22 protein-coding genes and 1 pseudogene are annotated in these 21,326 nt (G+C 65.6%); 7 read left to right on the forward strand and 16 right to left on the reverse strand.

Annotation, left to right across the window (positions count from 1 at the left end; all coding sequences use genetic code 11):
• Window positions 1–62 precede the first annotated feature (62 nt).
• From tatA to ubiE, 6 genes are read right to left on the reverse strand one after another with little or no spacing between them, the layout of a single operon-like run.
• Entirely contained in the window at window positions 63–293 is a 231-nt protein-coding gene (gene tatA / locus NAV27_RS01495; RefSeq protein WP_003286709.1) for a twin-arginine translocase TatA/TatE family subunit, read from the reverse strand.
• A gap of 21 nt (window positions 294–314) precedes the next feature.
• Window positions 315–647, reverse strand: coding sequence for a phosphoribosyl-ATP diphosphatase (locus tag NAV27_RS01500; RefSeq protein ID WP_008569470.1), 333 nt, complete (start codon window positions 645–647; stop codon window positions 315–317).
• Entirely contained in the window at window positions 640–1,041 is a 402-nt protein-coding gene (hisI, locus tag NAV27_RS01505; RefSeq protein ID WP_256055285.1) for a phosphoribosyl-AMP cyclohydrolase, read from the reverse strand. The genes NAV27_RS01500 and hisI overlap by 8 nt, the downstream gene beginning before the upstream one ends.
• Before the next feature lie 43 nt (window positions 1,042–1,084).
• Entirely contained in the window at window positions 1,085–2,695 is a 1,611-nt protein-coding gene (gene ubiB, locus NAV27_RS01510; RefSeq protein ID WP_043295380.1) for a ubiquinone biosynthesis regulatory protein kinase UbiB, read from the reverse strand.
• A complete protein-coding gene (locus NAV27_RS01515) occupies window positions 2,692–3,315 on the reverse strand; it encodes a ubiquinone biosynthesis accessory factor UbiJ (RefSeq protein ID WP_102827993.1) in 624 nt (207 codons plus the stop codon). The genes ubiB and NAV27_RS01515 overlap by 4 nt, the downstream gene beginning before the upstream one ends.
• Window positions 3,315–4,085, reverse strand: coding sequence for a bifunctional demethylmenaquinone methyltransferase/2-methoxy-6-polyprenyl-1,4-benzoquinol methylase UbiE (ubiE, locus tag NAV27_RS01520; protein ID WP_102827992.1), 771 nt, complete (start codon window positions 4,083–4,085; stop codon window positions 3,315–3,317). Before ubiE ends, NAV27_RS01515 begins: the two co-directional genes overlap by 1 nt.
• Window positions 4,086–4,280: 195 nt before the next feature.
• Here ubiE and NAV27_RS01525 point away from each other — a divergent pair, with 195 nt between their 5' ends.
• The gene (locus tag NAV27_RS01525; RefSeq protein WP_008567081.1) at window positions 4,281–4,556 is read left to right on the forward strand and encodes a polyhydroxyalkanoic acid system family protein; all 276 of its coding nucleotides are present in this window, start codon (window positions 4,281–4,283) and stop codon (window positions 4,554–4,556) included.
• A gap of 108 nt (window positions 4,557–4,664) precedes the next feature.
• Here NAV27_RS01525 and NAV27_RS01530 read toward each other — a convergent pair whose 3' ends face one another.
• The 4 genes from NAV27_RS01530 to NAV27_RS01545 all read right to left on the reverse strand — a co-directional run bounded on the left by NAV27_RS01530 (window position 4,665) and on the right by NAV27_RS01545 (window position 7,628).
• Window positions 4,665–5,039: a gamma-butyrobetaine hydroxylase family protein gene (locus NAV27_RS01530; protein WP_102827991.1), complete on the reverse strand. Its 375-nt coding sequence runs from the start codon at window positions 5,037–5,039 to the stop codon at window positions 4,665–4,667.
• A gap of 83 nt (window positions 5,040–5,122) precedes the next feature.
• On the reverse strand, window positions 5,123–6,466 hold the full coding sequence (hslU, locus tag NAV27_RS01535) for an ATP-dependent protease ATPase subunit HslU (RefSeq protein WP_102827990.1): 1,344 nt from the start codon (window positions 6,464–6,466) through the stop codon (window positions 5,123–5,125).
• A 22-nt stretch (window positions 6,467–6,488) separates the two neighbouring features.
• Entirely contained in the window at window positions 6,489–7,025 is a 537-nt protein-coding gene (gene hslV, locus NAV27_RS01540) for an ATP-dependent protease subunit HslV (protein WP_003286699.1), read from the reverse strand.
• Window positions 7,026–7,133: 108 nt separating this feature from the next.
• A complete protein-coding gene (locus NAV27_RS01545) occupies window positions 7,134–7,628 on the reverse strand; it encodes a tRNA (cytidine(34)-2'-O)-methyltransferase (RefSeq protein WP_102827989.1) in 495 nt (164 codons plus the stop codon).
• Between NAV27_RS01545 and NAV27_RS01550 the strand changes: the two genes are divergently transcribed.
• Window positions 7,627–8,076 carry a hypothetical protein gene (locus tag NAV27_RS01550; RefSeq protein WP_043295394.1) on the forward strand — a complete coding sequence of 150 codons (450 nt, stop codon included), beginning with the start codon at window positions 7,627–7,629 and terminating at the stop codon, window positions 8,074–8,076. The genes NAV27_RS01545 and NAV27_RS01550 overlap by 2 nt on opposite strands.
• 100 nt (window positions 8,077–8,176) lie before the next feature.
• Here the strand turns inward: NAV27_RS01550 and ntrC are convergent, their stop codons facing one another.
• The 5 genes from ntrC to glnA form a co-directional block, all read right to left on the reverse strand.
• A complete protein-coding gene (ntrC, locus tag NAV27_RS01555) occupies window positions 8,177–9,604 on the reverse strand; it encodes a nitrogen regulation protein NR(I) (RefSeq protein WP_102827988.1) in 1,428 nt (475 codons plus the stop codon).
• A complete protein-coding gene (glnL, locus tag NAV27_RS01560; RefSeq protein ID WP_008567089.1) occupies window positions 9,601–10,683 on the reverse strand; it encodes a nitrogen regulation protein NR(II) in 1,083 nt (360 codons plus the stop codon). The genes ntrC and glnL overlap by 4 nt, the downstream gene beginning before the upstream one ends.
• Before the next feature lie 171 nt (window positions 10,684–10,854).
• Window positions 10,855–11,478, reverse strand: a complete 624-nt coding sequence (locus NAV27_RS01565) for a DUF4124 domain-containing protein (RefSeq protein ID WP_102827987.1) — start codon at window positions 11,476–11,478, stop codon at window positions 10,855–10,857.
• Window positions 11,475–12,011 (reverse strand): DUF4124 domain-containing protein, encoded by a 537-nt coding sequence (locus tag NAV27_RS01570; RefSeq protein ID WP_102827986.1) that lies wholly within the window; start codon window positions 12,009–12,011, stop codon window positions 11,475–11,477. The genes NAV27_RS01565 and NAV27_RS01570 overlap by 4 nt, the downstream gene beginning before the upstream one ends.
• A gap of 160 nt (window positions 12,012–12,171) precedes the next feature.
• Window positions 12,172–13,578, reverse strand: coding sequence for a type I glutamate--ammonia ligase (glnA, locus tag NAV27_RS01575; RefSeq protein ID WP_102827985.1), 1,407 nt, complete (start codon window positions 13,576–13,578; stop codon window positions 12,172–12,174).
• A gap of 340 nt (window positions 13,579–13,918) precedes the next feature.
• Between glnA and thiI the strand changes: the two genes are divergently transcribed.
• Together thiI and typA are read left to right on the forward strand one after the other, a co-directional pair.
• The gene (gene thiI / locus NAV27_RS01580) at window positions 13,919–15,373 is read left to right on the forward strand and encodes a tRNA uracil 4-sulfurtransferase ThiI (RefSeq protein ID WP_102827984.1); all 1,455 of its coding nucleotides are present in this window, start codon (window positions 13,919–13,921) and stop codon (window positions 15,371–15,373) included.
• 167 nt (window positions 15,374–15,540) lie between these two features.
• Window positions 15,541–17,361 carry a translational GTPase TypA gene (gene typA / locus NAV27_RS01585; protein WP_102827983.1) on the forward strand — a complete coding sequence of 607 codons (1,821 nt, stop codon included), beginning with the start codon at window positions 15,541–15,543 and terminating at the stop codon, window positions 17,359–17,361.
• Window positions 17,362–17,448: 87 nt separating this feature from the next.
• On the opposite strand, the gene NAV27_RS01590 is transcribed toward typA, so the two are convergent.
• Window positions 17,449–17,895 (reverse strand): DUF2147 domain-containing protein, encoded by a 447-nt coding sequence (locus tag NAV27_RS01590; protein WP_102827982.1) that lies wholly within the window; start codon window positions 17,893–17,895, stop codon window positions 17,449–17,451.
• Window positions 17,896–18,456: 561 nt separating this feature from the next.
• On the opposite strand from NAV27_RS01590, the gene NAV27_RS01595 reads away from it, so the two are divergent.
• The 3 genes and pseudogenes from NAV27_RS01595 to NAV27_RS01605 all read left to right on the forward strand — a co-directional run.
• Complete coding sequence (locus tag NAV27_RS01595) at window positions 18,457–20,097, forward strand: methyl-accepting chemotaxis protein (protein ID WP_102827981.1); 1,641 nt, start codon at window positions 18,457–18,459, stop codon at window positions 20,095–20,097.
• Window positions 20,098–20,191: 94 nt separating this feature from the next.
• Window positions 20,192–20,866 carry a DUF1028 domain-containing protein gene (locus NAV27_RS01600; protein WP_102827980.1) on the forward strand — a complete coding sequence of 225 codons (675 nt, stop codon included), beginning with the start codon at window positions 20,192–20,194 and terminating at the stop codon, window positions 20,864–20,866.
• Between the two features lie 102 nt (window positions 20,867–20,968).
• Window positions 20,969–21,229: pseudogene (locus NAV27_RS01605) on the forward strand (transposase); the annotation flags it as partial.
• Window positions 21,230–21,326: the final 97 nt, after the last annotated feature.

Genomic DNA, 21,326 nt, shown 5'->3' on the forward strand with positions numbered 1-21,326 from the left:
CATCAGGGAAGGTGCGCGCCGACAGCCCGAGCGCTGCTCAGGCCTGTCGGGGCTGCGGACGACTAGTCTTTGCGGGTCGGCTCTTCGACCTTGCGCGCCTGGGCGTCGATGGTCTGCCCGGGCTTTTCCTCGACGCCTGGCTTGTCGTCGTCGGTGCCCATCGATTTGCGAAAGCCCTTGATCGCATCGCCGAGGTCGGAGCCCAGGCCCTTGAGGCGCTTGGTGCCGAACAGCATGATGACGATGAGCAGGATGATCAGGAGTTGCCAGATGCTAATGCCGCCAAGACCCATGATTTGATACTCCAGATAGAATCAGGTTTGCGGACGCGCGGCTTTTTCCGCGTGTCCGGAGAGACCGAAGCGCCGGTCCAGTTCGTCCAGCACTGCCTGGGGATGCTGGCCGAGGGCGGCGAGCATGACCAGGCTGTGGAACCACAGGTCGGCGGTTTCGTAGATGAGATCGCTGCAGTCGCCGCTGGTGGCGGCGTCCTTGGCGGCCAGGATGGTTTCCACCGACTCCTCGCCAACCTTTTCGAGAATCTTGTTCAGGCCCTTGTGGTACAGGCTGGCCACGTAGGAACTGTCCGGTGCGGCGCCCTTGCGGGCTTCCAGCACTTCGGCCAGGCGGGTGAGGGTGTCACTCATGCTTGTGCTCCGCATAGATGGCGTGCGGGTCCTTCAGGACCGGCTCGACGACCTTCCAGGCGTCATTCTCGAAGACCCTGTAGAAGCAGCTTTCGCGTCCGGTATGGCAGGCGATGCCACCGATCTGCTCGACCAGCAGGATGATCACATCGGCGTCGCAGTCCAGGCGCAGCTCGTGCAGCTTCTGCACATGGCCGGACTCCTCGCCCTTGCGCCACAGCTTGCCGCGCGAGCGTGACCAGTAGATGGCACGCTGCTCGCGGGCAGTCAGCGTCAGCGCCTCGCGATTCATCCAGGCCATCATCAGCACGCGGCCGGTCTTGTGGTCCTGGGCGATCGCCGGGACCAGCCCGTCGCTATTCCAGTTGATCTCGTCCAGCCAGTTCATCGATATCTCCGCTGAGTGCGTCAAGTGTGCCAGCCCCCATCGAGCCTGGCTATCGGCGCACGACGATGTACGTGCCGGCCACCAGCATCACCCAGGCCGGCCAGGTTTGCGGCCCGACGAGGTGCTCGGCGCCGGCGGCGAGCGTGGCGCCACTACCCAGCAGCAGCGCGCCGATCAGCCGCAGCGGCCAGCCGCGGTTGCGCTCGCGCCAGGGCGGCGGCGGATTGTCGGCGTGCGGATGGGCCATGCGTTCGAGCAGCTCGCGCGTCATGTGTGCCAGGTGCGGAACCTGCTCGATCTGCGCATGCACGTTCTTCAGCAGCTGGCGCGGGCTCATGCGCTCGCGCATCCAGCGTTCCAGATAGGGCTGGCCGGTGGTCCAGAGGTCGAGCTGCGGATACAGCTCACGGCCCAGCCCCTCGATGTTCAGCAGGGTTTTCTGCAGCAGCACCAGCTGCGGCTGTACTTCCATGTTGAAGCGCCGGGCAACCTGGAACAGGCGCACCAGCAGCTGACCGAAGGAGATGTCCTTGAGCGGCTTCTCGAAGATCGGCTCGCACACCGTGCGGATCGCCGCCTCGAATTCGTTGACCTTGGTTTCCGCCGGCACCCAGCCCGAGTCGATGTGCAGCTGCGCCACCTTGCGGTAGTCGCGCTTGAAGAAGGCCATCAGGTTGCGCGCGAGATAGTCCTGGTCCTCGGGCGTCAGGCTGCCGACGATGCCGAAGTCCACCGCGATGTACTGCGGGCTCCACGGCTGATGGGTGCTGACGAAGATGTTGCCCGGATGCATGTCGGCGTGGAAGAAACTGTCGCGGAACACCTGGGTGAAGAAGATTTCCACGCCGCGCTCGGCGAGCTGGCGCATGTCGGTGTTCTGCCGCGCGAGCGCCGCCATGTCGGTGACCGGCACGCCATAGATGCGCTCCATTACCAGCACCTGCGGGCGGCAATAGTCCCAATGCACCTGCGGCACGTAGAGCAGCGGCGAGCCCTCGAAGTTGCGCCGCAGCTGGCTGGCGTTGGCCGCTTCGCGCAGCAGGTCGAGTTCGTCGTAGATCGTCTTGGCGTAATCCTCGACCACCTCGACCAGATGCAGCCGGCGGGCGTCGATCGAGGCGCGCTCGGCGGTCTTGGCCAGGAGGAACAGCCAGGCCAGATCCTGGCCGATCACCGGACGCAGGTTCGGCCGCACTACCTTGACGATGACTTCCTCGCCGCTGTGCAGCCGCGCGGCATGCACTTGAGCCACCGAGGCGGAGGCCAGCGGAGTGCTGTCGAAGCGGGCGAACAGCTCGCCGACCGGCGCGCCGAGCTGCTGCTCGATCAGCTCGATGGCATGTGCGGAATCGAACGGCGGCACGCGGTCCTGCAGCATGGCCAGCTCGTCGGCGATATCGGCCGGCAGCAGGTCGCGACGGGTGGACAGCAGCTGGCCGAACTTGATGAAGATCGGTCCCAGCCCTTCCAGCGCCAGGCGCAGGCGCGCGCCGCGCGAAAGCGTGCTCTGGCGGCGTGGAACCCAGCGCCAGGGCAGCAGGTAGCTGGTGGTACGCAGCCACCAGGGCATCGGCAGGTCGAGCAGAATGTCATCCAGGCGGTAACGGATCACCACCAGCAGGATGCGGAACAGGCGGGCAGTGGCAGCGAACAGCTTCATTCGGCTTGATCTGGTTTCAGGTGGAGAGCGAGGCGTTCGACGCGTGCCTCGAGTCGGTCGAGGGCCAGTTTCAGTGCGTCCAGCTCGGCGAAGCGCGCTTCGGCTTCGGCCTGGCCGACCAGTGCGCGGCTTTCCTCGCTGAGGTAGTCGGCCAGGTCCAGGCGCAGCGAGTCGGCGCTGTCGCGCGCCCAGCGCAACGGCGCGCGCACGCTGGAACCGAGCAGCTGGCTGGCGACCGGGCCGAGCCAGCGCGAGAGTTCGTATTCCCAGTCCAGTTCGAGGTCCTGCAGCACCTCGGCGAGATTCATCAGCACGCCGCTGTCGCCGTCGATCTCGACGTCCGGGCCGTGCAGTACGGCCGTCTTGTTGCGACTGACGGCGAGCCGGAGCAGGCTGCTCGCCGGGGCGCGCAGGCGGCAATCGGCATCGCTGGCCCAGCTCGAGGCGAGGCGCAGGCCCTCTTCATCGGCAAGGACGAACAGACGCCAGTTCGGCGCCGTGCACTCGATCTCGATGATGCGGCCACTAAGCCGGGCCAGCCGCGGCAGTGCGGCCGGGTCCAGGCGCAGGATGCCGTTGAGGCCGCGCTCGGCGCTGGCCAGCAGGGCTGTGCGCAGCATCAGGGCTTGATGCCCCGGTGCAGCGCGACGATACCGCCGGTCATGTTGTGGTAGGTCACGCGCTCGAAACCGGCGGTCTGCATCATGCCCTTGAGGGTTTCCTGATCGGGGTGCATGCGGATCGACTCGGCGAGGTAGCGATAGCTCCCGGCGTCATTGGTGATCAGCTTGCCCATCATCGGCAGCAGGCTGAACGAATAGGCGTCGTAAGCCTTGGAGAACAGCTGGTTGGTCGGCTTGGAGAATTCCAGCACCAGCAGGCGGCCACCCGGCTTGAGCACGCGCAGCATGGAGGCGATGGCGTCTTCCTTGTGGGTGACGTTGCGCAGGCCGAAGGCGATGGTGACCACATCGAAGTGGTTGTCCGGGAAGGGCAGCTTCTCGGCGTCGGCCTGAACGAACTTGACGTTGCCGGCCACGCCCTTGTCCAGCAGCTTGTCGCGGCCGACCTTGAGCATCGAGGCGTTGATGTCGGCCAGTACCACCTCGCCGGTAGGGCCGACGATGCGCGAGAACTGGCGGGTCAGATCACCGGTGCCGCCGGCGATGTCGAGGATGCGATTGCCCGGGCGGGCGCCGGACAGCTCGATGGTGAAGCGCTTCCACAGCCGGTGAATACCACCGGACATGAGGTCGTTCATCAGGTCGTACTTAGCGGCTACGGAATGGAATACCTCGGCCACCTTCTGTGCCTTCTGGCTTTCCGGCACGCTCTTGTAGCCGAAATGGGTGGTCGGTTCCGCGTCATGCGCTTTGCGTGGATCGGTCATGTCACTGTCACCGGAAGAATGTGCCGCGCATTCTAAACCCAAAAGACTGCACCTCGCTTCAGGTGCGAAGCCGCGCCGACGCGCTAATACAGGAAAACTTGATTACGGTCGGGTCCGGTGCAAGTGCCGTCGTCCGTCGGCGCAGTGGCTGCTGTATAGTGCCGGCCGTTCATCGGCCTGCAGTCAGGAGTCGGCATGTCCAGAATCATCGTCGAGCGTTCCCACAGTCTCGGTCGCGAAGCCGCTCGCGCCAAGGCCGAGCAGCTGGCCAGTCGGCTGGCCAGCGAGTACGGCGTCAGTTACCGCTGGCAGGGCGACGTGCTGGCGGTGCGGCGCAGTGGCGCCGATGGACAGATCGAGGTGGGCGAGAACCGGGTGAAGGTGCAGCTCAACCTGGGTCTGCTGCTGTCGGCGATGGGTGCAAGCATCCAGGGGCAGATCGAGCGGGCGCTGGACAAGGCGCTGGCCTGAGTCGGTGAAGCTTCCGGGCGTTGGGTAGATGCAGCTTTCCACCTCCGCCCCGCGAGGCTGAAGCAGCCACCCGATGGCATCTGATCCAGCGGGCAGTCGCAGCGGCTGTTACAGCATCAGCTTGACCACCGATTCGTCCGGGTCGCGCGACTTGCCGGCCTTCTCCAGCGCCTGCAGGTAGTCGTCCCACAGCGCTTGCTGGTCGAGCGCCAGGCGCTCCAGGTAATCCCAGGTGAACAGCCCGCTGTCATGGCCGTCGCTGAAGGTCAGCTTCAGCGCGTACTGGCCGGCCGGTTCCAGCTTGTCCAGCCCGACGTTGAGCTTGCCGGTCTGCAGCACCGGATTGCCGTGGCCCTGCACCTCCGCCGAAGGCGAATGCACGCGCAGGAATTCCGCGCTCAGCACGTAGCGCTCGTTGGCACCGTACTCCAGTTCCAGGGTCTTCGATGCCTTGTGCAGCTTGATGGCGGTGGGGATACGCATGGGTCAGCTCCAAGCGACAAGCCGCGAGCGACCAGCCGAGGCAGTGTTGTCTGCGGCTCGTCGCGGGCGACTCGTGGCTGCTGTTAAAGGATGTAGCGCGACAGGTCTTCGTCCTGCGCCAGTTCGCCGAGGTGCTGGTTGACGTAGGCGGCATCGATGCGGATCGCCTCGCCGTCCTGCTTGGCCGCCAGGTCGCCGGCGCTGAAGGAGACTTCCTCCAGCAGGCGTTCGAGCAGTGTGTGCAGCCGGCGCGCGCCGATGTTCTCGGTCTTCTCGTTGACCTGCCAGGCGATCTCGGCGATGCGCTTGATGCCGTCGTCGAGAAATTCCACGTGCAGGCCCTCGGTCTTCAGCAGCTCGCGATACTGCTCGGTGAGCGAGGCGTGCGGCTCGGTGAGGATGCGCTCGAAGTCTTCCGGCGACAGCGCCTTGAGCTCGACGCGGATCGGCAGGCGGCCCTGCAGTTCGGGCACCAGGTCGCTGGGCTTGGACAGGTGGAAGGCGCCCGAGGCGATGAACAGGATGTGGTCGGTCTTGACCATACCGAGCTTGGTGTTGACCGTGCTGCCTTCGATCAGCGGCAGCAGGTCGCGCTGCACACCCTCGCGGGAAACGTCGGCGCCGCCGGTGTTGCCGCGCTTTGCGACCTTGTCGATCTCGTCGATGAAGACGATGCCGTTCTGTTCCACCGCTTCCAGGGCGCGTGCCTTGAGGTCTTCTTCGTTGACCAGGCGCGCGGCTTCTTCGTCGCGGATCAGCTTGAAGGCTTCCTTGATCTTCAGCTTGCGGCTCTTCTTTTTGCCCTTGCCCATGTTGGCGAAGAGGTTCTGCAGCTGGCTGGTCATCTCTTCCATGCCGGGCGGCGCCATGATTTCCACGCCCGCCGGGTTTTCGGCGACCTCGATGTCGATTTCCTTGTCGTCCAGCTGGCCTTCGCGCAGGCGCTTGCGGAACAGCTGGCGGGTGTTGGAATCGGCCGACTGCACCGGCTCCTCGGAGAAGCCCACCGGACGTGCCGGCGGCAGCAGGGCGTCGAGGATGCGCTCTTCGGCGGCGTCCTCGGCGCGGTGGCGCATCTTGTGCACCTCCTGCTCGCGCAGCATCTTCAGCGCGGCGTCGGCCAGGTCGCGGATGATCGATTCGACGTCGCGGCCGACATAGCCGACCTCGGTGAACTTGGTCGCTTCCACCTTCAGGAATGGCGCGTTGGCCAGCTTGGCCAGGCGGCGGGCGATCTCGGTCTTGCCGACGCCGGTCGGGCCGATCATCAGGATGTTTTTCGGCGTGACTTCCTGGCGCAGCTCGGCCGGCAGCTGCATGCGCCGCCAGCGGTTGCGCAGGGCAATGGCCACGGCGCGCTTGGCGTCGTCCTGGCCGATGATGTGGCGGTTGAGTTCGTGGACGATCTCGCGGGGCGTCATGGACATGCGATTACTCCAGCGGCACGGCTCAGATGGCCGAGTCCAGCTCTTCGATGGTCAGATTCTGGTTGGTGAACACGCAGATGCTGCCGGCGATGTTCAGCGCGGTCTCGGCGATTTCGCGGGCGCTCATGTCGTCGCCGGCCTTCTGCAGCAGGGCCATGGCGGCGGCCTGGGCGAAGCCGCCCCCGGACCCCATGGCGATCAGCCCGTGCTCGGGTTCGACCACGTCGCCGTTGCCGGTGATGATCAGCGAGGCGTCCTTGTTGGCCACCGCGAGCATGGCTTCCAGGCGGCTCAGCGAACGGTCGGTGCGCCAGTCTTTGGCCAGCTCGACGGCGGCGCGCACCAGATGGCCCTGATGTTTCTCCAGCTGACCCTCGAAGCGCTCGAAGAGGGTGAAGGCGTCAGCAGTGGCGCCAGCGAAACCGGCCAGCACCTGACCGTGATAGAGGCGGCGGACCTTCTTGGCGTTGCCCTTCATGACGGTATTGCCGAGGGAAACCTGGCCGTCGCCGCCCATGACGACTTTGCCGTTGCGGCGCACTGAAACGATGGTGGTCAAGGGAAATCTCCACGCTGCGGGGCGATGAATGCCCGAATGCAGGGTGATATGGGGCACCGTCGCAGGCTTTTCAACGCCGCTCGACCATCGGTTAGCGCAGCGCTCGCCTCAGTCCAGGGTGAAACCGAGCTGGCGCCAGGCCTCGTAGACGGCGATGGCGACGGTGTTGGACAGATTCAGGCTGCGGCTGTCCGGGCGCATCGGCAGGCGCAGGCGGCGCTCGGCGGGGAAGGCGTCGCGTACCGCGTCCGGCAGGCCACGGCTCTCGGGGCCGAAGAGGAAGGCGTCGCCACGGCGGAATGCGACCTGATGGAACGGCTGCGAACCCTTGGTGGTGAAGGCAAACAGGCGTGGGGCGTCGTCAGCGCCGGTCTGCCCGGGTGGCGCAATGCCCAGTTCGGCGAGGCAGGCCTCGAGGCTGGCATGCCGGCGCAGCGGCGCGTATTCGTGGTAATCCAGGCCGGCGCGGCGCAAGCGCTTGTCGTCCAGTTCATAGCCCAGCGGCTCGATCAGGTGCAGGCTGCACCCGGCATTGGCGCAGAGCCTGATAATGTTGCCGGTGTTCGGTGGAATCTCCGGCTGGAAAAGGATCACGTGAAACATGCGCAGCACCCGATTGGACGACGGCGGCGATTCTACTGCGCCGGACCCGCGGCCGCGCCTGCGGCGGCGCTTTTTCGCCTCGCTGGTGCTGATCGGCCTGCTGGTGGGGATGATGATCGGCCGGCTGACGACACCCGAACCGGCGCGGCTGCTCGCCGTCGAGAGCATCGGTGAAAGCCTGCTGCTGCGCTTCAGTGCGCCGACGCAGTACCGCGCACAAACGGTCGACGGCGCCTATGCGCTGCTCTTGCAGGCGCGGGGCGGCGAGCGTGACGGGCAGTTGCAAGTGGACGGGCAGCGCGTGCGCTGGCGCATCCAGGCCATCGGGCAGGACCTGCTGCTGAATCTGGTCGCGCTCAGGCCGCTGCGGGTGCAGCCGAGCGAGCGGCAAGAGGAGGCTGACTGGGTGCTGGAGCTGCGGCTGGCGCCCGCGGACGATCTTCCATGAGGCTGTCTCGAATTACGTCTTCGCATCGATCCCGCGGTTGAGCCGCCGAGCGGCGTCGCGCTGGATGTAAAAAGCGACATCCACGCACGACGCTGCCAGATTATTCCTCCTCCTCTTCATCCCGGCCATCACCCATGCCCAGCTCCTTGATCTTGCGGGTCAGGGTGTTGCGTCCCCAGCCCAGCAGCAGCGCGGCGTCGCGGCGGCGACCGGCGGTGTGCTTGAGCGCGGTCTCGATCATGATCCGCTCGAACGCCGGCACGGTGGTTTCCAGCAGGTTCGACTGGCCGAGCGTCAGCGCCTGGTCGGCCCAGCTGCGCAGCGCCTGTTCCCAGTTGTGCATCGGTTGGGCATCGGCCGGCAGGCTGAGCAGCTCCGGCGGCAGGTCGCTGATGTGCACCTCGCGCCCGGACGCCATCACGGTGATCCAGCGACAGGTGTTCTCCAGCTGGCGCACGTTGCCCGGCCACGGCAGCTGCTGCAGGAAGGCCGCCGTTTCGCTCTTGAGCAGCTTGGTCTCGACGGCCAGTTCCTCGGCGGCGGCGGCGAGAAAATGCTGCGCCAGCGCAGGGATGTCCTCGCGGCGATCGGCCAGCCGTGGAATGTGGATGCGGATCACGTTGAGGCGATGGAACAGGTCTTCGCGGAACTTGCCGGCCTGCACCAGCGCCTCGAGGTCTTGGTGGGTGGCGGCGATGATGCGCACGTCCACGCGCACCGGCGTGTGCCCGCCGACGCGGTAGAACTCGCCGTCGGCCAGCACGCGCAGCAGACGCGTCTGGGTGTCGGCGGGCATGTCGCCGATCTCGTCGAGGAACAGCGTGCCGCCGTCGGCCTGCTCGAAGCGCCCGCGGCGCTGGTTCGCCGCGCCGGTGAACGCACCCTTCTCATGGCCGAACAGCTCGGATTCCATCAGGTCCTTGGGGATTGCCGCCATGTTCAGGGCGATGAACGGCGAGGCCGCACGCGGACTGTGACGGTGCAGGGCATGGGCGACCAGCTCCTTGCCGGTGCCGGACTCACCGTTGATCAGCACGGTGATGTTGGAGTGCGAGAGGCGGCCGATGGCGCGGAACACCTCCTGCATCGCCGGCGCTTCGCCGATGATCTCCGGCGTGTGGGCCTGGCTGGCCGGCGCCTGCAGGCCCTGTTGCTCCTGGGCATGCTGGTTGGCGCGCTTGACCAGCGAGACCGCATCGTCGACGTCGAACGGCTTGGGCAGGTACTCGAACGCGCCGCCCTGATAGGAGGCCACGGCGCTGTCGAGGTCCGAGTGCGCGGTCATGATGATCACCGGCAAACGCGGGTGCCGCTCGCGGATCTGCGCCAGCAGATCGAGGCCGCTGGTGCCGGGCATGCGGATGTCGGAGATGATCACGTCCGGCTGCTGCTGCGTCAGGCGGCCGAGCACGCTGTCGGCGGTTTCGAAGCTCTGCGTGGCGATGCCTTCCTGCTGCAGCGCTTTCTCCAGGACCCAGCGGATGGAGCGGTCGTCATCGACGATCCAGACGGTTTCGCTTCGGTTCATGGGCAGGGGGCTCCTTGTTCGAGCGGCAGGAAGATCGAGAAGGCGGTATGCCCGGGATGGCTTTCGCACTCGATCAGGCCCTGGTGCTGACTGATGATGTTCTGGGTGATTGCCAGGCCCAGCCCGGTGCCGTCCGGGCGGCCGCTGACCATCGGGTAGAACAGGGTGTTCTGCAGTTCGGCCGGGATGCCGGGGCCGTTGTCGATGATCTCGATGCGTGCCACCAGCCGGTGGCGGATGTGGCCGATGGTGAACTGGCGCACCGTGCGGCTGCGCAGGGTCAGGCGGCCCAGGCCCAGTTCGGTCTGCCCGGCCAGCGCCTGCATGGCATTGCGCATGATGTTGAGCACGGCCTGGATCATCTGCTCGCGGTCCATGAGGATCTCGGGGATGCTCGGGTCGTAGTCGCGAACCAGCACCAGGCTGCCCTGGCATTCGGCCTCGATCAGGCTGGCGACGTGTTCCAGCACCTCGTGGATGTTGGTCATCTCCAGCCGCGGCAGGCGGTTCGAGCCGAGCATGCGGTCGACCAGGTTACGCAGACGGTCGGCTTCCTCGATGATCACCTCGGTGTAGTCCTGCAGGTGTTCGTCGGGCAGTTCGCGGGCCAGCAGTTGCGCGGCGCCGCGGATGCCGCCGAGTGGATTCTTGATTTCGTGGGCCAGGCCGCGCACCAGCATCCGCGTGGTTTCCTGCTTGGACAGCTGCGCCTCCTCCTTGGTGATGCGCAGCAGCCGGTCGCGCGGCAGCACTTCGAGCAGCAGCATGGTTTCGCCGCTGCCGGGAATCGGCGTCACCGCGTAGTCGACGGTCAGCGTCTGGCCGGTGGCCGAGGTCAACGTGGCCTCGCGCTTGGTGAACGGGTGTGCCTCGGCGACCGCCTGGCGCAGGGCGGCCAGCGCTTCGGGCGACTCGGTGAACAGCTCGCTGATGAACTGGCCGTGGCTGCGCTGGCCGCTGACGGCGAGCAGCATCTCCGCCGCCGGGTTCATGTACTCCAGGCGCAACCGCGCGTCGAGCAGCAGCGTCGCGGTGGTCAGGTTCTCGATCAGCAGGCGTTGCAGGGCTTCGGTCAGCATGGCGGGTCTGCATCCTTTGGGTAGGCCGGCAAATGCAAGAAGCAAACCAGACGCGCCAAAACGGCGCGCATCGGCGTGCTGGCGGCATCTGGCGCCCGGCCTGCGTGAACCAAAAGGGTGAGCGGGGGTGTTATTCGCCACTCATGTGCACCAAAAGGGTGCACATGATGATCATAGGAAAGGAATGAAGGGGATGTCGCGTTTTTCCGCCGGCTTGTCCTTGAGCGGGCATTCGGGGCGTACGCCGTAGTCGTTCTTGCGGCACGGATTGACCATGCGCCGCTGGGCCAGCGAGGTGCGAATCAGGTGAAAGGTGCGCGCCGGGCTGCGCGCCAGCTCGCGGCCTTCGGCGTCGATCACGCGCAGCTGCAGTCGATGAGTGCCGCGGTCGACGTTGTGCAGCTCGAAGTGGGTCTCGGGGCCGGCGGCGCTGAGCGCCTCGCCGTCGAGCAGCAGCTGGTAGCCGTGGCCGGCCTGCGGCGCAGGGTCGCCGCTGGCACTGACCAGCAGATCGCCGGCGTTGCTGCGGATGGTCTCGTCCTCGGCTGGGCTGACAATCTGCAACTGGTAGCGGATGGCCGCCGTTGCGGCCGGCACTGACGCCGCGGGCGCGGTGGGCGGCAGCGCTGGCATGTCGTTGGTGGGCTTGAGTTCGATCGGCTCGGCTGCCTGCCCGGCCGGGCGGTCGGTGAACACCCGGTTGCCGTCCGCATCGATGTAGCTGTAGATCCCCGCGTTTGCCGGCGCCGCCAGCGCCAGCAGCAGCGCGGTCAGCCAGTGGCCGCTGCGGATCATGGTGCTGCCCGGTGGCGTAGGGCGGGGCTGGAGGTGTGCACGCGTTGCACGGTGAATACTGCCGGCTCGCTGCGCTGGATCACCCGGCCATTGCTGAGCACCTCGACCTGCAGGCGGTGTTCGCCGCGCTCGATATTGTTCAGTTGCAGCGAGGTGGCCTGGCTGGCGGCGGCCTGGGGAATGCCGTCGAGGACGAAGCGCAGCTGGTGGCCGCGTCGTAGCGGCGGGTCCAGCTCGGCACTCACCACGAACGTGCCGTTGTTGGCGCGTAGCGCGGCTTCGTCCGGGATGCCGCTGAGCGCGAGCGAGCGGTACGGTTGTCCGGCTTCGGCGTCCGTCGGCAGGGGCGCCGGTGCGGAGGGGGGCTGGATGTCGACGGTGTTGGGCGGCGGCAGCTCGACGCGCTCGGCAGCGACGCCTTCCGGTGGCTGGTTGGTGTAGACAGTGTTGCCTTGGGCGTCGGTGTAGGTATAGATCTCGGCGATCGCCGGGGCGCTGAGGATCAGCAGCAGGCCGAACAGTGCGTGGCGCATGGGAAGCTCCGCGTGAAGGACAGCGAGAGCCTTGCACCGCGGGCGACGCCAGGCAAGCCCGGGCATGCGGATTTGCGAGCCGGCACAAGCTGCGCGCGGTGACGGCGGCGCAAACGACAGAGGCCGCCCGAAGGCGGCCTCTGCGTACAGGCGATGCTGCTTAGACGCTGTAGTACAGGTCGTATTCCAGCGGGTGCACGAAGGTGCGCACCTTGATCTCCTCGGCGGCCTTCAGCTCGATGAAGGCATCGAGGAAGTCCTTGGTGAACACGCCGCCCTTGAGCAGGAAGTCGTGGTCGGCTTCCAGCGCCTCCAGTGCTTCCTTCAGGCTGCCGCACACCTGCGGGATCAGCTTGGACTCTTCCGGCGGCAGGTCGTACAGGTTCTTGTCCGCAGCGTCGCCAGGGTGAACCTTGTTCTGGATACCGTCCAGACCGGCCATCAGCAGCGCGGCGAAGGCCAGGTACGGGTTGGCAGCCGGGTCCGGGAAGCGTGCCTCGATGCGGCGGCCGCGGGCGCTGGCCACATACGGGATGCGGATCGATGCGGAGCGGTTGCGTGCCGAGTAGGCCAGCATGACCGGTGCTTCGAAGCCCGGAACCAGACGCTTGTACGAGTTGGTCGACGGGTTGGTCAGGGCGTTCAGCGCCTTGCCGTGCTTGATGATGCCGCCGATGAAGTACAGCGCGGTGTCGGACAGGCCGGCATAGCCTTCGCCAGCGAAGGTGTTCTTGCCGTCTTTGGCGATCGACATGTGCACGTGCATGCCCGAACCGTTGTCGCCGTACAGCGGCTTCGGCATGAAGGTAGCGGTCTTGCCATAGGCTTCGGCGACGTTGTGCACGACGTACTTGAGGGTCTGCACTTCATCGGCCTTGGCGACCAGCGTGTTGAACTTCACGCCGATCTCGTTCTGCCCGGCGGCCACTTCGTGGTGGTGCACTTCGACGACCTGGCCCATTTCTTCCAGAGCGTTGCACATGGCGGTACGGATCTCGTGATCCGGATCGCTCGGCGGAGTCGGCAGGTAGCCGCCCTTGACGCTGATGCGGTGGCCGTTGTTGCCCTGGCCGCCGTTCATGTCGGTGTCGCTGTTCCAGGACGCCTGCTCGCAGAAGATCTTGAACATCGAGCCGGACATGTCGGACTTGAACTTCACCGCGTCGAAGATGAAGAACTCCGGCTCCGGGCCGACGAACACGGTGTCGCCGATACCGGTGGACTTCAGGTATTCCTCGGCGCGGCGGGCGATGGCGCGCGGATCGCGCTCGTAGCCCTGCATGGTGGACGGCTCGATCACGTCGCAGACCAGGATCAGGGTCGGCTCTTCGGTGAACGGGTCCAGCACGGCGCTGCTGTCGTCCGGCAGCAGGATCATGTCGGAGGCCTCGATGCCCTTCCAGCCGTCGATGGAGGAGCCGTCGAACATCTTGCCGACTTCAAAGAAGTCGTCATCGGCGTCGCGAGCCGGCATGGTGATGTGATGCTGGCGACCCTTCGGGTCGGTGAAGCGCAGATCAATCCACTTCACATCGTAATCTTTGATCAGTTGAAGCGACTTCGACATGGTGTTCTCCAAATGGTGGAAGCGGCCTGTTCGCTTCCGAATCGAGGGCGGAGCCGGCGGCGATGTTCCGCCAAGGCGACCTGCCTCACAAGTGAGCAAATTGCATGCCAGTGCTCCGAAATGGACCTGCAGCCGCCAAATGGCGCGGCGGCGCAGTTTGGCTTCGGAGTTTGCAGGCGAACCTCCCGGCGGGCGCGCCCGGATGGTGCGCGCACAATAGGCATTGCACTATTTTGGTGCAATAACGCGTCGCGTAGAAAACCGACTAAATGTTGAGCAGTTTCCGCTATACTCCGCGCCCCTGTTTTTTCGCCATGTCGGCGCACGCGCTGTTTCCCCCATGAAGCTGATCGTCAAGGTTTTCCCCGAAATCACCATCAAGAGCCCGCCGGTGCGCAAGGGCTTCATTCGCCAGCTGGCGAAGAACATCCGCACCGTGCTGCGCGAGCTCGACCCCGAGCTGCGGGTCGAGGGGGTGTGGGACAACATCGAGGTGGAAACCGCGCTGACCGAGCCGAAGCTGCTGCGCGAGATGATCGAGCGCCTGCGCTGCACGCCGGGCATCGCCCATTGCCTGGAAGTGCACGAGTACCCGCTGGGCGATCTCGACGACATCGTCGAGAAATGCAAGGCGCATTACGCTGAGCGCCTGCCGGGCAAGATCTTCGCGGTGCGTTGCAAGCGCGCCGGCAAGCATCCGTTCACCTCGATGGACGTCGAGCGCCATGTCGGCAGCCAGCTGCGCCAGCAGTGCGGCGCCGCCGGTATCTCGTTGAAGGCGCCGGAAGTCGAAGTGCGCATGGAAATCCGCGATCAGCGCCTGTTCGTCGTCCACGAGCAGCATGACGGCATCGGCGGCTACCCGCTGGGCGCGCTGGAGCAGACATTAGTGTTGATGTCCGGTGGTTTCGATTCCACCGTCGCCGCCTACCAGATGATGCGCCGCGGGCTGATGACGCATTTCTGCTTCTTCAACCTCGGCGGCCGCGCCCATGAGCTGGGGGTGATGGAAGTCGCCCATTACCTCTGGAAGAAGTACGGCAGCTCGCACCGCGTGCTGTTCATCAGCGTGCCGTTCGAGGAAGTGGTCGGTGAGATTCTCGAGAAGGTCGACAACAGCCAGATGGGCGTGGTGTTGAAGCGCATGATGCTGCGCGCCGCCACGCAGATCGCCGAGCGTCTGCACATCGACGCGCTGGTTACCGGCGAGGCGATCTCCCAAGTGTCCAGCCAGACCCTGCCGAACCTCTCGGTGATCGACTCGGCGACCAACATGCTGGTGCTGCGTCCGCTGGTCGCCAGCCACAAGCAGGACATCATCGACACCGCTTTCGAGATCGGCACCGCCGAGTTTGCCAAGAACATGCCCGAGTACTGCGGCGTGATCTCCAAGAACCCGACCACCAAGGCCAAGCGCTACCGCGTCGAGCACGAAGAGAAGCAGTTCGACATGGCCATCCTCGAGCGCGCCCTGGCCAGCGCGCGCCAGGTGCCGATCGACCGGGTGATCGACGAGCTGGGCGAGGACATCAAGGTCGAGGAAGTCCGCGAGGCGATGGCCGGGCAGGTCATCCTCGACATTCGTCACCCGGATGCCGCCGAGGACGAACCGCTCGAACTGGCGGGCATCGAAGTACAGACGCTGCCGTTCTATGCGCTGAACAATCGTTTCAAGGAACTGGATGAAAACCGCCAGTACCTGCTGTATTGCGACAAAGGTGTCATGAGCCGCCTGCATGCTCACCATCTGCTGAGCGAGGGGCATGTGAATGTTCGCGTCTATCGTCCGGCCTGACGCCTCGGTGAAGCAGCCGGGACTGCTGGGCGGTAGCATCCGCCACCGCCCCCCCGACCTGCACTGATCGCAATGCAGTGCCGTTACAACCTCGGACAGCCAGCCTTCGTCCGGACTACTTCAAGCTTCCAGCCTCAGCTCGAAGCTCTCTACAGAGAAACGAATCAGTGATCGAGAATCTCCGCAACATCGCCATCATCGCCCACGTCGACCACGGCAAAACCACCCTCGTCGACAAGCTGCTGCGCCTGTCCGGCACCCTGGACCGCAAGGAAGCCGAAAACGAGCGCGTGATGGACTCCAACGACCAGGAAAAGGAACGCGGCATCACCATCCTGGCCAAGAACACCGCGCTGAAGTGGAACGGCTACAACATCAACATCGTCGACACCCCCGGCCACGCCGACTTCGGCGGTGAAGTCGAGCGCGTGATGAGCATGGTCGACTCCGTGCTGCTGGTGGTCGACGCCCAGGACGGCCCCATGCCGCAGACCCGTTTCGTGACCCAGAAGGCCTTCAAGGCCGGCCTGCGTCCGATCGTCGTGGTCAACAAGATCGACCGTCCGGGCGCGCGTCCGGACTGGGTTGTCGACCAGATCTTCGACCTGTTCGACAACCTCGGCGCCACCGACGAGCAGCTCGACTTCCCGATCGTCTACGCCAGCGCCCTGAATGGCATCGCCGGTCTGGACCACGAAAATCTGGAAGACAACATGGACCCGCTGTTCCAGGCCATCATCGACCACGTGCCGGCACCCAAGGTCGACCTCGACGGTCCGTTCCAGATGCAGATCTCGCAGCTGGACTACAACAGCTTCCTCGGCGTGATCGGCATCGGCCGCATCGCCCGCGGCACCATCAAGGCCAACAGCCCGGTGACCGCCATCGGCGCCGACGGCAAGCGTCGCAACGGCCGCATCCTGAAGATCATGGGCCACTCCGGTCTGCAGCGCGTCGAAGTCGCCGAAGCCGAAGCCGGCGACATCGTCTGCGTGTCCGGTATGGACGAGCTGTACATCTCCGACACCCTGTGCGACCAGAACGCCGTCGAGGCGCTGCCGCCGCTGACCGTCGACCAGCCGACCGTGAGCATGACCTTCCAGGTCAACGACTCGCCGTTCGCCGGCAAAGAAGGCAAGTTCGTCACCAGCCGCAACATCAAGGACCGCCTGGACAAGGAGCTGCTGCATAACGTGGCGCTGCGCGTCGAGCCGGGCGAGAGCCCCGAGAAGTTCAAGGTTTCCGGCCGTGGCGAGCTGCACCTGTCGGTGCTGATCGAAACCATGCGTCGCGAAGGCTTCGAGCTGGCCGTCGGCCGTCCGGAAGTGGTGATCATCGAGAACGAGGCCGGCGAGAAGCAGGAACCGTACGAGAACGTCACCATCGACATCGAGGAGCAGCACCAGGGTCCGGTGATGGAGCAGATGGGCCTGCGCAAGGGCGATCTGACCAACATGATCCCCGACGGCAAGGGCCGCGTGCGCCTGGAATACACCATCCCGGCGCGCGGCCTGATCGGCTTCCGCAACAACTTCCTGACCCTGACCTCCGGCACCGGCATCCTGACCTCGACGTTCAGCCACTACGGCCCGATCAAGGCCGGTGAAGTCACCAATCGCCAGAACGGCGTGCTGGTCTCGATGGCCACCGGCACCGCGCTGACCTACTCGCTGGAAACCCTGCAGGCCCGCGGCAAGCTGTTCCTCGAGCCGGGCCAGGAGATCTACGAAGGCCAGCTGTGCGGCATCAACAGCCGTGACAACGACCTGGTGATCAACCCCACCAAGGGCAAGAAGCTCGACAACATGCGCGCTTCCGGCAAGGACGAGGTCATCGCCCTGGTGCCGCCGATCAAGTTCACCCTCGAGCAGGCGCTGGAGTTCATCGCCGACGACGAGCTGGTGGAAGTGACGCCGAAGTCGATCCGCCTGCGCAAAAAGTACCTCAACGAGAACGACCGCAAGCGCTTCGAGCGCAGCAAGGTCTGATCGTCAGGTAGCTGACCGCAACAAAAAAGGCGCCCAAGGGCGCCTTTTTGCTGTCTGCCGGGTGGCCCGGATGGCCGCTCGCGGGGGTTACCGACGAACCCAGGTCTGGCTGCGCCCCAGCGCCTCGATGCCGATGTAGCCGCGTACTTCGAGCTTGTCGCCGCCATCGAGCAATGTGGCCTTGGACCGGTAGGTCTTGCCATTGGCCGGGTCGAGGATGGTGCCGTTGCTCCAGACCTGCTCACCGTCCGGTTTCAGGTCCCAGAGGATGGTCATGCCGGTGATGGGCTGGCCCTTGCGCTCACCTTCGCACTCGTCGCACAGCGGGTTCGGCCCGTGCTCCGAATGCAGGATTTCCACGACCTTGCCGGTCAGCGAGCCGTCAGCAGTCTGCTGAATCTCGACGATGGACTTGGGCTTGCCGGTTTCGTCGTCGATGGTCTGCCAGCGCCCGGCTGGCGACTCGGCAGCGAAGGCCAGTGACGAGAGCGAAAGGGGCAGGGCCAGCAACAGGGCATTGAACAGTGGACGCATGATTTCTCCAGTGATCGGGAAGGCGCCGCCGACTCTACCAGCGACGATTCCGCCCCGTTGCGCCTGACCGCCTGACCGGTTGGTTCTCGTCACATATGCCCTTCGAGTCGTCCTGTTTCGGGGTTCTGTTGCGGACGCTGTCGGCGGCGATGCGACCGCGATGATCGCGGCATGCGTCATGCCGGGAGGATGCTTGGCGAGCACGCCGCGCCTCGTCGGACGTGTCGTTTCGATCGGCATTCGCCTGTCGGTTGCAGGTCGGCTGTCCGGGCGCCGCGGTACGACCCTTCCGCCGCGCGGGGTGCCAGCGCCTACCGCGCCGCCACGCATTGCACGCAACCTGTACAGGATGTTGCAGGCGTAAAGATTTTGTTCCCTTCTGCTTACCGCCCGCTTGACGGTTTCTGGCGCTATACGGCTTTTCGACGCGTGTACGGCGTGCGGAAAAACTTGTACAAAGTAGTGGCAGGGTGACAGTATCTTGTACAGGTTTTTTGCCTCAGGGCCGCCGAGCTTCGTTCGGCCGGTATCGATTGAAGTAGCTAACAGGGGAAACAGCGAATGAACAGGCAGATGTCGGTATCCATGCGCCTGGGGCTGGGGTTCTGCGTGATCCTGGCGCTGATGGTCGCGGTGGCGGTCCTCAGTGCCGTGAAGGTCGGCATCATCGACCGCAGTATGAACCAGATCGGCACCCAGGCAGGCCTGAAGCAGCGCTACGCGATCAACTTCCGTGGCAGCGTGCATGACCGGGCAATCGCTGTGCGCGATGCCGTCAGTGCCGCCGATCCGGTTTTCGCGCGTAGCCAGGTGGCCGAGATCGAGCGCCTGGCGCAGCTCTATGCGGACTCGGCGGCGCCGATGAAGGCAATGCTCGCGCAGTCCGCGGCCGACGCTGTGGAGAAGCAGCTGATGGGGCAGATCGAAGCCATCGAGGCGAAAACCAACGCGCTGACGCAACAGGTGGTCGAGCTGCGCTTCGCCGAAGGCTCGGAGCGCGCCCATGCCTTCCTGCTGGATAACGTCGCTGACGCTTACACCGAGTGGCTGCGCCTGATCAACGCGTTCATCGACCATCAGGAAGCGAGCATCAACGAGGACGTGACCATCGTGCGCGACACCGCCAGCGGCTTCCTCGCCTTGATCGTCGCGGTGACCGGGATCGCCGTGTTGCTCGGCGCGGCCATCGCCCTGGTGATCATCCGCAAGCTGCGCTCGACGCTCGGCGCCGAGCCGGACGAGGTGGCCCGCGTGATCAACAACCTGGCCAGTGGCGACCTCGGACAGGTGATCGTCACGCCGTTCCCCAATAGTGTCATGGGCGCGACGGCGAAGATGGCCACGCAGCTGACGGCGATCATCGCCGAGGTGCGCGCGGCGGCGAGTGGCGTCGGTACGGCGTCGGGCGAATTGCTCAGCTCGTCAGCGAGCAGCAATCAGCAGATCCAGCATCAGTCTGCCGAGGCCGAGCAAGTGGCCACGGCGATCAACCAGATGGCCGCGACGGTGAATGAGGTCGCGAGCTTCGCGGCCCAGGCGGCGGCGGCAGCGAAGAGCGCGGACGAGCAGGTCGAGACTGGCACACGCATCGTGGGCGAGACGGCGTCGTCGATCCACAACCTTGCCCAGGTGCTGGAGACTGCCACCGATACGGTCAACCAGCTGTCGGCCGAAAGCGGCGACATCGAGAAGATCCTGCAGGTCATCACCGCCATCGCCGAGCAGACCAACCTGCTGGCCCTCAATGCGGCCATCGAGGCGGCGCGTGCCGGCGAGCATGGCCGCGGCTTTGCGGTGGTGGCCGACGAGGTGCGCTCGCTGGCCAATCGCACGCAGCAGTCGTCCAGCGAGATCAGCGCCATGATCGCCTCGCTGCAAGCGGGCGCCGGCCGGGCGGTGGAGGTCATGCAGTCGAGCCGGCAGCTGGCGCAACAGACCGTCGAACAGACGCTGCAGGCGGAAAGCGCGCTGGCCAAGATTCGCCAGGAGGTCGGCTCGATCAACGAGATGAATGCGCAGATCGCCACCGCCGCCGAGGAGCAGAGCGCCGTGGCGGAAGAGGTCAACCAGAGCGTGACGCGCATCCATGACTCGACGGTCGCCAGCTCGGCGGCGTCGAACCAGGTCGCTTCCTCCAGCGCGGACCTCACCCAGCTCGCCCAGGAACTCAACCGCAAGGTTGGCTATTTTCGCGCGGCCTGAGCGGGCGGGTCGAAGGCTGCGCTGATTCGTGCGGAGGTTGGAACGAAGCGCAGCGAGTTGCCTTCAAAGGTTCATCCCTCCCGGAATCGAGCCCATGACCTTTTCGATCATCGCCCGCTGCCCGCGCACGGGGCAGTTCGGGGTGGCTGCGGCCACCGCCATGCCGGCGGTCGGCAAGCTGCTAAGCCATGCCGCCGCGCGCGTTGGCGCGGTAGCGACGCAGGCGCAGATCAACCCTTACCTCGGCATCGACGGCCTGCGTCTGTTGCGCGAGGGGTGTGCCGCGGCCGAGGTGATCGAGCGGCTCCGGGACATCGATCCGTGCATGGAGCTGCGCCAGTGCGCGGTGATCGACCGACGCGGCGAGGTGGCCTGCTGGACCGGTGCGAAATGCCCGCCCTGGGCCGGTGCCATCGCCGCGGAACAGTTCTGCGTGCAGGGCAACCGCCTCGCCGGGCGCACGGTGCTGGAGGCGGCGGCCGAGGCCTATCGCCGCGCCAGCGTGCGCCCGCTGGTGGAGCGGCTGATGGAAGCGCTCGCGGCGGGTGACGCCGGTGGTGGCGACCGCTGCGGCGAGTCCTCGGCGACCGTCTATGTGGTGGATCAGGAGGAATATCCGCTGTGGGATATCCGCGTCGATCATCACCGCGAGCCGCTGACGGAGCTGCGCCGGCTGCATCGGGTGTTTGCCCGCGAGGTAGTGCCGGAAATCCTCGCCATGCCGACGCGGGCGAACCCGGCGGGCAAGGCCGCCGAGGAGCCGATCTGACGCGCCCGGCAGCCATCGGCGCTAGCACCGCGGTGAGCAAAAAGGGGAGGGATTTATTTTCCGGACGTGTTCGTCACGCGCGCTACAAACCGCTTCGCGCGTCTCCGACTGAACCCTGTCCGTGCACCAATGGTGGCCGATCCCTGCTACCTGGCGTTAGGGAACACTGCGCAGCAGCGGAGCGAGCGATATCGAACGTTCGTTCATGGCGCCGTATCGCAAGCGGAGCTATCCCTGATTCGTGAAGGTCTGCAGCGCGGCCAGCTGACGGGGGATAGCCGCTTCGTAGACGAAGTAGAGCGGATTGCCGGGCTGCGAATCGAGCGGAGAGGGCAAGGCAGGCCGGCCTGCACGGGAAAATAGATCTGTTCCCTTTTCCCGCTACGTCTACCACCGGGAGACCCGCAATGGCAGCGACTCGCTGCAGTGCCGCTCGCCTGGGCCGCAGAGCGAGCCGGTA

Origin of the sequence: Stutzerimonas degradans (genome assembly GCF_024448505.1) — a bacterium.
GTDB classification, from domain to species: domain Bacteria; phylum Pseudomonadota; class Gammaproteobacteria; order Pseudomonadales; family Pseudomonadaceae; genus Stutzerimonas; species Stutzerimonas degradans.